8 protein-coding genes are annotated in these 13,808 nt (G+C 48.2%); 3 read left to right on the forward strand and 5 right to left on the reverse strand.

Annotation, left to right across the window (positions count from 1 at the left end; all coding sequences use genetic code 11):
* Nucleotides 1-112: 112 nt before the first annotated feature.
* Nucleotides 113-3,310, forward strand: coding sequence for a sensor histidine kinase (locus tag FN124_RS15830; RefSeq protein WP_142685785.1), 3,198 nt, complete (start codon nt 113-115; stop codon nt 3,308-3,310).
* 46 nt (nt 3,311-3,356) lie between these two features.
* Here the strand turns inward: FN124_RS15830 and FN124_RS15835 are convergent, their stop codons facing one another.
* From FN124_RS15835 to FN124_RS15855, 5 genes are read right to left on the reverse strand one after another with little or no spacing between them, the layout of a single operon-like run.
* Nucleotides 3,357-4,760 carry an MBL fold metallo-hydrolase RNA specificity domain-containing protein gene (locus tag FN124_RS15835; RefSeq protein WP_142685786.1) on the reverse strand — a complete coding sequence of 468 codons (1,404 nt, stop codon included), beginning with the start codon at nt 4,758-4,760 and terminating at the stop codon, nt 3,357-3,359.
* A gap of 33 nt (nt 4,761-4,793) precedes the next feature.
* Entirely contained in the window at nt 4,794-5,303 is a 510-nt protein-coding gene (locus tag FN124_RS15840; protein WP_142685787.1) for a DUF4442 domain-containing protein, read from the reverse strand.
* Between the two features lie 7 nt (nt 5,304-5,310).
* Nucleotides 5,311-5,814: a thioredoxin family protein gene (locus FN124_RS15845; protein WP_142685788.1), complete on the reverse strand. Its 504-nt coding sequence runs from the start codon at nt 5,812-5,814 to the stop codon at nt 5,311-5,313.
* 27 nt (nt 5,815-5,841) lie between these two features.
* Nucleotides 5,842-7,833, reverse strand: a complete 1,992-nt coding sequence (gene ppk1, locus FN124_RS15850) for a polyphosphate kinase 1 (RefSeq protein WP_142685789.1) — start codon at nt 7,831-7,833, stop codon at nt 5,842-5,844.
* A 6-nt stretch (nt 7,834-7,839) separates the two neighbouring features.
* The gene (locus tag FN124_RS15855; RefSeq protein ID WP_142685790.1) at nt 7,840-9,102 is read right to left on the reverse strand and encodes a Pycsar system effector family protein; all 1,263 of its coding nucleotides are present in this window, start codon (nt 9,100-9,102) and stop codon (nt 7,840-7,842) included.
* 161 nt (nt 9,103-9,263) lie between these two features.
* Here FN124_RS15855 and FN124_RS15860 point away from each other — a divergent pair, with 161 nt between their 5' ends.
* Together FN124_RS15860 and FN124_RS15865 are read left to right on the forward strand one after the other, a co-directional pair.
* Nucleotides 9,264-10,112: a YjiK family protein gene (locus FN124_RS15860; protein ID WP_142685791.1), complete on the forward strand. Its 849-nt coding sequence runs from the start codon at nt 9,264-9,266 to the stop codon at nt 10,110-10,112.
* Nucleotides 10,109-13,762 (forward strand): BamA/TamA family outer membrane protein, encoded by a 3,654-nt coding sequence (locus FN124_RS15865; protein WP_142685792.1) that lies wholly within the window; start codon nt 10,109-10,111, stop codon nt 13,760-13,762. The genes FN124_RS15860 and FN124_RS15865 overlap by 4 nt, the downstream gene beginning before the upstream one ends.
* The last annotated feature ends 46 nt before the right edge of the window (nt 13,763-13,808 follow it).

Consider the following 13,808-nt stretch of genomic DNA (forward strand, 5'->3'; position numbering starts at 1 on the left):
TCCCTCCCCGAAGTCTTTTCCCCATTTTCCTCCATTTATCATCCCTCCTGCAACAAATTCACAACAACATTTAGTACATTTATCCGACAGCACTACTTTCCCTGAATCTGAAATGATTAATGGTCATATAAAGGCGCACGCCCAACGATGGCAAACTGTAGCCAGGTATAGTTTTTACCTGCTGTGGATATTATTATCCCTTATCACGGCCACCGCCCAGAAAAGGGAAACACCTACCTATAATTTCTCGCATCTCGATATCAACAACGGCCTGGCCAGTAACCACGTATCGGCCATTTTGCAAGACAGGAAAGGATTTATATGGATCGCCAGTACCGCCCTGCAACGCTATGATGGCGCCAACCTCGTAACGGTGGCCAGTTTCGACAGGGTACCCGGTTCCATTTATTACGATGATATCTGCCTGTGTGAAGATAAAAAAGGCCGTATCTGGATGGGCACCCCGGATAATATCCGCGTCTACGACCCCGTAACAGATAGGGTAAAATCCCTCCTGGTGGCCGGCCGCGATGTACGCCCGGAAGGGCTCCAATGCAGCCAGATCCTGGAAGACCACAACGGCGTTATCTGGGCAACTACCCACGACGGGCTCCTGCAATTCAGCGAAAAAGACTTTAACTTCCGGAAAGCAGACGTTATCCCGGAAAAAGACCGCATCCAGATGATGGATGCCATCATGGAAGATGAAAGCGGAAACCTGTGGATCAGCGGTAAACACGGTGTATATATACTGGACCGCCAACGGGAAAACTTGTACAGCTCCGCCAATAACCCGCAACAACTACCGGTGCTCAACATCGATAACACCTTCAGGAAAATATTTACAGACACTTATCACCAGGTATGGATGGCTGGCCGCCACGGTATCCTGTACAATTATGATCCGGCATCCCGGCAACTCACTCACTATACCTTTGAACCGCCCGGTGGAAAGGACAAAGATGAAGATTATGATGCCATCTTCGACCTGGTTACCGACAGCGATAAAAACCTCTGGATAGCCACCGAAAAAGGTGGAATACTACGTTTTAACCGCGCTCTGAAAACCTTTGATCTGAACATCATCGCTAACAATACCGACGAAAAAGGATTTCACTACAACTACGAAGCCAATTGCTTCCTGAGCGACCGGGAAGGCCACCTCTGGATAGGTACGGACCGGGGCGTGAATATCATCAGCCTCCATAACAAAACATTCCGCCTCCTCGATAACAGAACCGTTTTTCCCAATACTTCCCAGCACCTGCTCGCAATGGAAGTAACAGGCATCTTCCAGTCATCCCGTGGCGATGTGTATGTGGGCTACTGGGGAAAAGGCTTCAGCCGCTTAAACAAAAACCTGGAACTGGTCCGGAATTATGTGCACGATAATGGAGACCCGGCATATACTCTCCCCGAAGAACGTGGACTGGTATGGACTTTCGCGGAACTGGAAAATGGAGATGTCCTCGTCGGACAGGAAAACGCCTATATCTCCGTATTTAATCCTACAACCGGGAAATTTATCAAACATCTTACATCTCCGGTTCTCTATGAACAAACAATACTTAACCTGCATCCGCAAAACAATACTACTGTTTGGATAGGTTTATATAAAAGAGGGCTTGCCAGCTGGAATCCACAGGAAAATACTTTTCAACATTATCATGAAATAGTGGATTCCTTAAAACGTCCCGTTTCGGTAATGGATATTGTGCCAGATGGAGATTCCCTGCTGTGGCTCGGTTCCAGCAGTGCAGGCCTTATTCAGTTTAACATCCGTTCCCGGCGTATAGTGCACCGGCAAACCTTTGAATGGAACACAAAGATATACAGCAATATCACCAGTCTGCACCGCTTTAATGACACCACTTTGCTGGCAGGCACCGATCATGGGTTGTGGATCTACAACACCCGGCGGCATACCTATAAGCCGCTCCTCACCAATACCGAATTGTTTGATCAATGGGTACTGAGTATGGAGGAAGACGGGCCCGGCAGGATATGGTTCACCACACAATACGGATTTTATCGCTATCACGTGGCCGATAACCGGCTGGAAACCTTTATCCAGGGCGACGATATTATTGATAATACCCGCAAGGTGAGACGCCGTATTGTGAAGCTGGCAGATGGGAATCTGCTGGTAGGCGCCTCCGATCATATTGTTGCTTTCGATCCGGCCAGCCTGAATGCTGCACCGCCACCGCCGGATGTAACCATCCTGAACCTGAAAGCGCTCGATAGTATTATCCTGATCCAATCGGCCCTGCGCGACAGTACGCCGGTTACCCTCAGCCACAAACAGAATTTTATAGGCATCGAATTCAAAAGCCTCCAATACCACGATGAAAGAATCCGCTACTATTACCAGCTGGAAGGAGTAGACGAGAACTGGGTGCTTACAGATAATATCCTGATGGCAAAATATACCAACCTGCCTCCGGGAAATTATACATTCCGCGTACGGGCTGTAAACACTGCCGGTACCTTTTCACAACATATCAGCACACTGAAGATCTTTATTAAACCGGCCTTCTGGCAAACTACCTGGTTCCGGCTGTTGTGCCTGCTGCTGGCGGGCTCGCTGGTATACCTCTATTACCGCCTCCGTATTGCCGGTATTAAAAAAGAAGCAAAACAACGCGAGGCAATACAACAACAAATTGCCCAGCTGGAAATGAAAGCACTGCGCGCTCAAATGAACCCGCATTTTATTTTCAATGCGCTGAACTCTATACAAACCTTCATGATGAAAAGCGAAACGGAACAGGCCCTGGCCTACCTGAGCCGCTTTGCAAAACTGATCCGTAATGTGCTCGATAATTCGCAGCTTAATAACATTACAGTAGCACAGGAAATCGGTGTGTTGGAAAACTATATGGAACTGGAAAAGCTCCGCTTTACTGATGAATTTGAATACGAGATAATCGTTGATCCTTCCCTCGATGCGCATATGGTAGATGTGCCCACCATGGTGATTCAACCCTTCGTGGAAAACGCTATCTGGCACGGGTTGCTGCATGATAAAGGAAAAGGGAAAGTAACCATTACCTTTAAAAAAGTAGATGACCGCATCCTGTGCACGATTGAAGATAACGGTATCGGCAGGGAAAAATCAGCGGCTATGAAAAGGGTGAATAAACCCCGTCACCAGTCCCGCGGACTGCAAATTACCCGCGACCGTCTTTCGTTGTACAATAGCCGTTTTAATGTAGATGCCAGCTTCGATATTGAAGACCTGGTAGATGAGGAAGGAAAAGCACTGGGAACAAGGGTGAACTTATGGTTCCCGTTTGTAGAAGAATAGCAAAAGGAAAAACCGCTGCCGGTCTTTCCTTTTGCAGGAGTATTTTTTATGCAAGGCCTACTTCATAATGACGGTCCGGGATCTCAATATCCAGGAAACCCTTTTTAAACAGCCATGCTTTAAAGATCTGCTGCACATCGTATTCGCCATGTACCAGGAAAAGTTTTTTCACCCCTTTCGGATTCTGGCAGGCCAGCCACTGGCTCAGATCTTCATAGTCGCCATGCGCACTCATAGAACGGATCACGCCCACCTCCGCATTTACATGAAAGCGGGTGCCGTAAATAGATACCTCTTTCGCGCCGCGCATCAGTTTACCACCCAGCGACTGCGGCTCGCAATAACCAACAATAAGGATGGTATTACGTGCATTGTCGATGTTATTCGCAATATGATGTTTCACACGTCCTGCTTCGGCCATGCCTGATGCAGAAATGATCACACAGGGCTCCTGGCGGAAGTTCAGTGCTTTGGATTCATCTACTGTTTTGATATAGCGTAAACCCGGAAAATCGAATGGATCATCATCCTTTTTCAGGATATTGGCTACTTCCCTGTTAAACACTTCGGGATGTGCTTTGGTAACCGCCGTTGCTTCCGTGGAAAGAGGGCTGTCTACAAATATATCTACCTTTGGCAGCTTGCCCGCCAGCTGCGCATTGTTCAGCGCATACAACAGTTCCTGGGTACGCCCCACGCTAAAGGCCGGAATGATCAGTTTCCCTTTTTTGCCCACGCAGGTTTCCCGGATATGCCGCAGCAGCTCATCATCAGCAGGAGCGGCATCGGCATGCAGGGTACTGCCGTAGGTGGATTCTATCAGGATATAATCTGCCTGAGGGAATACCTGTGGCGATTTCAGGATCGCATCGTTATAACGGCCAATATCGCCGCTGAAAGATACCTGCTCCGTTTTGCCGTTCTCGGTGATACGCAGGTGTACGGAAGCTGCGCCTACAATATGTCCTGCATCAGTAAACATCAGTTGTATATCCGGATCAATATTCGTCCAGGTATTATAACCCATCGGCTTCAAACTGTCAATAGCCAGTTTGGCATCGTCTATAGTATACAATGGCTCTATGAATGGCAGTCCTTCTTTGGCCATTTTTTTATTGGTGAATTTCGCATCATCGCGCTGTATTTCAGCGGAATCGAGCAGCAGTATTTCCGCCAGGTCGCGGGTAGCAGGCGTGCAGAAAATGCTGCCCCTGAAGCCCAGTTTCACCAATCGCGGTATAAGACCGGAATGGTCAATATGCGCGTGGGATAACACCATGTACGTTACCTCCTGCGGGTCAAACCCGAACTCCCTGTTAAGGGAATCTGTTTCATGGCCCATGCCCTGGAACATACCGCAATCCAATAAAACCTTTTTGCCATTCTTAAGTGTGATCAGGTGTTTTGATCCTGTAACAGTGCGCGCAGCGCCATGAAATGCAATTTTCATATCTGAAATTTAGGGCGAACATAGTTCACCATTTTACGATTTACATTTAAACGACCAGGTGATGGCAAAGGAGGCAATTAATATGCCGTCTTTATCCCTGCCTTCACTGTGAAGGGTAACAGTTTCTGCGGAATTATCGTTCAGTGCGCGTTCTATGGCGGCTCTCAGCAGCGGCAGCTCTGCGCAGGTAAAGATAGTGATACCGGTAGCCTTCTTCACAAAGGAAGATTCCATCCCGGTAACGAGCATGGATACACGACGCGGCGCGCTTCGCACATACATCATGGCGGGCAAACCGGTACTTAGCTCTGCGGCCATGGCCAGGCAGGCAAAGTACGTGGAACGGAAAGGATTTTGCGACAACCAGCGGAAAGGAACAGTGGTTACACAGGTATTGGTTTCCAGCGATTTTAAACGCACGCCCGCAAGCCACGCTGCGGGCAGTTTCCAGAACAGGTAGGCCGAAAACTTAAACGGATGCTGTGCAAACTTTTGAAAAGATTGCACAGCATCCGTGTTGAAAGTGGTAATGCCGTTATCCATAACGAGTTTATTCGTTGATGTAGTGGGAGGGCTGCAACGCAGCGGGTGACCATTGTTTCAGGAACTCCAGCACTTTTTCCCTGTCGTAGGAATCGGCGGATTCCAGCAAACCGGAATTCTGCGTATGCAGCCGGTTGCCTTTGGCATCCAGTATCACCAGCACCGGGAACCCGAAACGCTGCGGATAACCCAGCTCCTTCAGGATAGGAAGGTTCTTGTTTTCTTTACTGTAGTTAAGATGATATACTACATAATTGTCGTTCAGTGCTGCTTTCAGCGCTGCATCATCTTCCACAAATTGATACAGTCTTTTACACCAGATACACCAGTTGCCGCCTATTTGCAGCAATACATGCTTGTTTTCTTTAGCTGCCTTTTGTTCTGCAGCAGCTATGTCCGCCTTCGCATCGGCGGAAGGGTTGTAAATATGTTCCAGGTCATGTGTTTGCGCCTGTGTGGCAGGAATCGCAAAGGCCATACTTAATAACAATGTCCAAACAAACTTCTTCATAAAAAACAATTGATCAGGATATCTAATTTACACTATATTTTGCACATACCCCTGGATGGCCAGCTGGGCATTGCCGGGATCTTTCAACTGTAATTGCACAATATCTTTCAGCTGCTGCTGAAGCGCGGGATCATATACCGGCACACATACTTCTATCCTGCGGTGCAGGTTACGGTTCATCCAGTCGGCCGAGCCCATGTATACTTCTTCCTGGTTATTATTATGGAAGATGAATACCCGCGCATGTTCCAGGTACCGGTCTACGATACGGGTTATGCGGATATGCTTACTTTCAGGGATATCTGCCACCAGGCAGTTGATGCTGCGAACAATCAGGTCTATCTGTACCCCCGCCTGGCTGGCTTCATACAGCTTGCTGATCATTCCTCTTTCCTGCAGGTTATTTATTTTGATGATGATCCTGCCTGGTTTTCCCTCTTTTACGTTCACAATTTCGCGGTTTATCAGCCCGGCAAAACGCTCTGTCATATTAAACTGCGCTACCAGCAAATGCCGGAACTGCAAAAACTGGTAACCAACCGGTTGTTCCCTGCTTTGCAGGTAAAGGAACAGCAGTTCCATCTCCCGGGTAATATCTTTATGACCGGTAAACAGTACATGATCAGTATAAAAACGCGCGGTGCTTTCGTTGAAATTACCTGTGGCAATCAGGCCGCAATAATCCCATTGGTAGCCGCGGTTACGCTTTACCAGCGCTGTTTTGGCATGTACTTTCATGCCAGGGATACTGTAAATGAGCTTTACACCGGCGTCTTTCATTTTCTTTGCCCAACGGATATTATTGGCTTCATCAAAACGGGCTTTCAGTTCTACGAACACCGTCACTTTTTTCCCGTTCTTCGCTGCACTGATCAGGGCCTGCGCTATCTGCGAGCCGGAAGCGATACGGTACAGCGTTACATATATCTCAGCTACATCAGGATCGGCAGCTGCTTCGTTAAAAAAACGGAGGATATAATCGTAGCGCTGGTAGGGTAAATGCACCAGCAGATCCTGTTGCAGCACCAGGTCCAGTAACCGGTCGGTAGCCGCAATGGCTTTGTTTTCCGCCGGAATAACTTTGGGATAATCCACCTGCTGCAATCCCGCCGGCGCCGGCAGGTTAGCCAGGTCTTTCAGGTTGTGGTAACGTCCACCCATCACCTGTTCATCTTCCTGCACATCAAACTGGATAGCCAGGAAATGCAGCAGCGACCTGGGAATAGTGGCATCGTAAAGGAAACGGGTAGGCACGCCGAGTTCCCGCTTGCGGATCAGTGTTTCCACCTCTTCCAGGATATCGCCTTTCATTTCGTCCATATCCATTTCCGCGTTGCGGGTAAGCTTCACGCTATGGCAGCTTTCCACGGTATAGCCGGGGAACAGGTAGGGGAGATGGGCGCGTATAATATCGTCGAGAAAAGCAATGTAATGAACGCCATCCAGGGACGGCAGCTGTTGGAAACGGGGCAGGGCGGCAGGTATATTTACAATTACATATTCCTGTATGCCGGTATTGTGTTCCGGTACCAGTGTTACTGCAAGATATAACTGGTTGTTTTCAAGAAACAGCTTTTCATGTTTTCCGTTGAGCCATACCGGTTGCAGGTAGGCCAGTATGGTAGTAAGGAAATAATTTTTGGTAAAGGGAAGATGAGCGGCTTGAAGGGGCTGGTTATAATACAATTGTACGCCCCGTGCCTGCAGATCCGGTAACACGCTACCGGTAAAGATCTGCCCGTATTCCTGCTGCTGCCGGTTTATTTCCTGCAATACCTGCTGCAGCGTATCACTGCTGATGGACTCATTTTCGCCGGCGGCCGGATCATTCTCCAGCACTTTGTTGATAGTAAGAATGGCTGGCATTCTTACCCGGAAAAATTCGTCCAGGTTGGAAGAAAAGATGGAAAGGAATTTAATCCTTTCGTATAGCGGTACCTGTTTGTTAGCCGCCATCAACAACACCCGGTAATTAAAGGATAACCAGCTCAGATCGCGGTTATATAAAGGAATACCCATGGATCGTTAAGCTTTTACCGGGAAGAAAATGGCTGCAATCAGGAATGCGCCTACAGAAATGATCAGGCCAAACATGAAAATATTATATGAGATACGCAGCAGTTTATATTTATGACCCAACACTACGCCGAGATAGTAGATGTCTCTTGTCATGCTGCTGTACAGGAAGTCTGAATCATCCATCATCTGCCTGATCCCCCACTGGTATTCTTCCAGGTGCATCTTGTAAAAGTTGCCAAAGAACAAAAGGTTGGCATCTTTCTTTTCAATATCTGCTTTGGTAAAAGTACCGCTGGTTACATTAGGACGGGTAGCCAGCACGGAGAAGATTACAGTGAGTACCGCGGTGAACAGGAAAATAATGGAAGGGATCACCATATTGGGATAATCTTCCAGCCGTCTTACCAGTACGCTCAATATCACTGATATGATAATGGAATTCACCGAGATCATAATATGCGCTTTGCTGTCGGCCATGGAACTGAGCCTGATATGATTGGTGGAGGTGGTCCTGAACATGGTTTCCACACCGCGTTCCGATTTACTGCTCTTATCTTTGTTTTTATCTTTTTTCTTTTTCTCCGTAGCGGTAACAGGAGCTTCTTCGGTACCTGGCGTAACTGCCGCTGCGGCAACAGAGGCCAGATGCTCTTCACCGGCTTCTTTTGTTTTCTTCTCCAGTTTCTTTTTCAGCTTTTCCAGGTTATCTTCTTTCTGTTGTTTGAACAGGGTCTGGGCATAATCGGTCCAGTAATGATGATCCGTCAGGAACTTAATATTGTTGGTCAGCCATTTGATACCAGGGATATCTATATGATAGGTAAGCTCCATTTCCTGCCGCAGCAGTTTGTTACGGTCGGCAAACTCTTTGGAGCCCAGGTGGGAAAGATCGGCGTCGCAAACAATCTGTTCCACCAGGTTCTGGGGCGACTGTGGCATTTTGGTGGCCAGGATAGCGCCCTTTACCATCAACTGAACATTTTCAGGCACCTGTTGTTGCTGTAAGAACTGCAGGGCCTCTTTGGCGCCGTTTTCTTCGTGTGCGCTGCCTTCGCCAAGCAGGTAGCCGGCGTCATGGAACCAGGCAGCTACATACACTGCCGCTAATTCGTCGTCCTGCAAACGGTAATGGGCCGCAATCTGCCCGGCAGCCTGCACTACCTGTTGTGTATGTACAAGATTATGATAAACCAGGTTAGGGCGCGGATGTTGCTGATACTGGGCCATAACATAGTCCCGGGCCGCATCTATAATAGCATTGTTTTGCATAAGGAAGACGAAAATTAAGATAAGGAACTGCGAAATACGTTTTATTACTTTGTACTTTATGGTACTAATAACGGTATGTTCGCTATTTCGCGTATTACAAATCGCAAATTGAACCTAAGTTACTGCATTTTTGAGTTAAATTTATGCTATAAAGTTACACTATGGATGTCCGGATCGGGTTAATCTTTCTCCTTTTCTTACTGTCATGTAATCTGAGCGACAGAGAACAAAAAGTATATGCCTCCCCCCGGGGATACGACCTGAAAGAGCCGGTACGCTACCGGGTAAGGGAATCCATGCAGGAAATTTCCGGCATCGAATTATTCCCCGATGAGCACAGGATCATAGCTATCAACGATGAGGAAGGCCGTATTTACCAGTTGGATGTACTGGCAAAAGAACCTTATCCCCATTTTAAATTTGCAAAGGATGGGGACTATGAAGATATATGCCATACCGATAGAGGTTGGTTTGTGCTTAAAAGTAATGGTTCCCTGTTCCAGGTACATGGCCTGTTCACCGACAGCGTATACAGCGATCATTATAAAATGGAAAAACCTGGGAAAAAGGAATTTGAAGCAACTTATTACGATCGCGCCGGCAACAGTATTGTAATGATCTGTAAAAACTGTGAAGATGATAAAAAGCTGGGCGTTACCAGCGCCTATCGCTTTAACCTGGCTAGCAAAACATTTGATACCACTGCCACTTACCGGTTCAATAACCAGGAAATTGCCCGCCTGGCAGGATCAGATATGCGCTTCTTTAAACCATCGGCAGCAGCCATTCATCCTATCGAAAAACGGTTATATATTGTTGCCTCTGTAAACGGGCTGCTTGTGATCACGGATCTGCAGGGCCACGTACAGGAAGCCTATAACCTGAAACACCGCTTGTTCCTCCAGCCCGAAGGCCTGGCCTTTGCTCCGAATGGCGATATGTATATTTCCAATGAAGGGGGTTACGACGGTACCGCCAATATTCTTAAATTTAGTTACAAGTCCAGATGATCAGATCAACCATAATCTTTATCGCCTTACTCATTTTTGCCTGCACTACCGGCTACTCCCAATCGCCACAGGTGGTAAAACGGGTGATCCTTATCGGCGACGCCGGGGAACTGCACGAGAACGGTAAAAATTCTGTAGTGGACGCCGTCCGCAATACCTTCGACCTGCAGGACAACCGCAATACCATCCTTTTCCTGGGCGACAACGTATACCCGAGAGGGTTACCCGACTCCGCCAGCAACAAATTTCCCCAGGCAAAGGAAATCATCGATTACCAGATCGGCCTGGTACGCGGTACCAATGCACAGGGATATATCATTCCCGGCAACCACGACTGGGACAAAAGCAAACCCGATGGATGGGATATTATCCGCAACCAGCAGCATTACGTGGATTCCCAGCACCTGGACAATGTACACTTTGAGCCTAAAGAAGGTTGCCCTGGCCCCACGGAAGTAAAGATCTCCGATAACATTACCCTCATTATCATGGACAGTGAGTGGTGGGTGTTCCCCTACCAGAAACCTGGCCTTGAATCTTCCTGCGATTGTAAAGACAACGACGAAGTGCTCAGCAGGCTGTCGGAAATAGTGGCTATGAACCGCAACAAGCTGATCATATTTGCTACGCATCACCCCTTCCGCAGTTATGGTATCCACGGAGGCTACTATACCATCAAGCAACATATTTTCCCGCTCACAGACCTGCGCCCGGCGCTGTTTGTACCACTGCCCGTGATAGGCTCTATCTATCCGATTGCCCGCGGTGTTTTTGGTACGCCGGAAGATATTCCGAATCCAAAGTACCAGCAGATGATCAAGGGAGTGGAAACTGCCCTGAAACCGCATGGCCCCGTGGTATTTGTTTCCGGTCATGATCATACGCTCCAGCTCATAAAAGATAACCAGAACGCCTATGTGGTAAGCGGCAGCGGTGCGAAAAATAACCGGGTAAAGAAAGGGCCCAAATCATTGTTCGCCAGCACCGCCAACGGCTTCAGCGCTATTGAACTGATGTCTGACAGTACCGTGAGGGTACAATATTATATTGCAGACAACGGCACACAACCGGTGTTTACCAATACGCTGTTCCGCCTGCAGGATATTCCGCAGCAGGCGCTTGCCTATCATCCGCCTGCATCATTGCCGCCAGTTATCAGGGTGGCTGCTGATACACAATATATCCATGTCTCCAATTTTCATAAAAAATTACTGGGCGAAAACTATCGCCAGGTATGGGCTACCCCGCTGAATTTCCCGGTGCTGGACCTGAAAACCGCCAAAGGAGGCCTGAAGATCCTGCAACGCGGCGGCGGGAAACAAACGCATTCACTCCGGCTGGAAGACAGTACCGGCACGGAATGGTCCATGCGCTCCCTGAAAAAGTTCCCGCTGGCGGCTATTCCTGAAATGCTGCGTGAAACCATTGCCCGCGATGTGGTACAGGACCAGATCTCCGCCGCCAATCCTTATGCCCCGCTGGCAGTAAGCGTATTGGCTGAAGCAGCCGGTGTGCCGCATACCAATCCAACCTTTGTATACCTGCCCGCCGATAGCTCGCTCGGCATCTATGCAAACGACTATGGCAACGAAGTGTTCCTCTTCGAAGAAAGGGAGCCCGTTACCGGCAGCAACGATAAAACCTACAACACACCAAAAGTACTGGCTAAGATCTGGGGCGATAATGATGTGCACATCGACCAGAAATCAGTGCTCCGCGCACGTATCTTCGATATGTATATCATGGATTTCGATCGTCACGACGACCAGTGGCGCTGGTATAAAGAGAAGCATAAAGGAGAGGAATATTATTACCCCGTGCCACGCGACCGCGACCAGGCATTTTTCCTCAACGGAGGTCTAATCCCCTGGATGGCTGCCCGTCCCTGGTTCATGCCGGCTATACAGGGCTTCCGGAAAGATATTCCGGATATCAACGGCTTTAACTTCAGCACCCGCTATTTCGACCGGTCTTTCCTTAACGAAATGGATGAAAGCGACTGGAAGAAACAAACAGATAAGTTATTAAGGAAGATGACCGACAGCGTGATCGAAGCTGCAGTAAAAGCTTTTCCCGATACTATCCGGTCGCAGGTAGGCCCAATGATGATAGAGAGGTTATCTGCCCGCCGCAATATCCTGGAAAAGAATACCCTCAGGTATTACCGTTTTCTCGCCAAAGGCGTTGATGTGCCGGCCACAGAAAAGAATGAGCTCATCACCGTTGAAAAGCAGGCTGGTGGCAAAGTAGCGCTGGATATCTTCAAGATCAGCAAGAAAGGAGCCGTTCAGCAAAACATCTACTCCCGTACTTTCGATCCTTCTGTTACCAAAGAAGTAAATGTTTACGGTATGGGTGGAAACGACCGCTTCGTGGTAAAGGGGGATCATGCAACGCCCATCCGTATCCGCCTGGTAGGTGGTAAGGAAGCAGATGCTTATATCGATAGCACTACTGTAAAAGCAGGCAAACGGGTACGCATATACGATCAGCGTACCGGTAAAGATACCTTTGCGCTCACCGGTAATGAGCAACGCCGCCTGTCGAACGATCCTGCCAATATCAAATATAACCGCAACGCCTTCCAGTATGAAAAAGCAATGCCGCTACTGGCCGGTGGATATAACCGCGACGATGGTGTTTTACTCGGTTTGGGCTTGTCCCTTACCCGCCATTCCTGGCGCCGGGAGCCATTCTCCACAAAACATCTGTTCACTGCTACACACTCGCTGGCCACCCGCGCCTGGAACTTCCGCTACGAAGGAGAGTATACAGATGTGATCGGGAAAACGGACCTGTTGTTGTTCGCCAGGGCAAAGGCGCCAAACAATACCATCAACTTCTTTGGTTATGGAAATGAAACAGTGTTTGATAAGTCGGATAATAAAACCATTTCCTGGTACAGGGCACGGTATAATTTTTATACAGCAGAAGCATTGCTGAGAACAAGCGTGGGTAATCACATGACCATTGCGTACGGGCCTGCATTTAATAACTATGCTTTTAATAAAGATGAGAACCATGACCGTTTCATCACTGATTTTAAAAACAACGGGTTGGATTCTGCAGGCATCTATGCCAATAAAGCATATGCCGGTGGCAAAATAGTAGCTACTATCGACACCCGCAACAACAAGATCATTCCTACCCGCGGTATCCTGTGGACCACCACTTATGCCGGCAACTTCGGTGTGAACAGTAACAGTTATAGCACCACATCGCTGCAGTCGGATCTGAGCCTCTATATGAGCTTCCGTATCCCGGCCAACTTTGTGATCGTAAGCCGTTTTGGTGGCGGCAAATTATGGGGTAACTATGAATACTTCCAGGCGCTTACCCTGGGAGGTGTGCAAAACCTCCGCGGTTACCGCAATTACCGCTTTGCCGGCGATGCCAGTGTATATAACAATACGGAGATACGCGTGAAGTTATTTGATCTGAAAACATATATCCTGCCTGCAGGCGTTGGGCTTATCGCCTTTAATGATGTGGGCCGTGTATGGAGGGAAAATGAAACTTCCCATGTGTGGCACGACGGATATGGGGGAGGCGTTTATATAGCGCCTATAAATGCGTTGATCATCACGGCGGTGGTAGGACATTCAAAAGAAGAAACGGTACCTTATATCACCTTCGGGTTTAAATTTTAAAAGAAAGGCCGCCTCATACAACGAGGCGGCCTTTCTTTTGTAGAGA

The organism is Chitinophaga polysaccharea, from assembly GCF_902150045.1.
Taxonomy (GTDB): Bacteria; Bacteroidota; Bacteroidia; order Chitinophagales; family Chitinophagaceae; genus Chitinophaga; species Chitinophaga polysaccharea_A.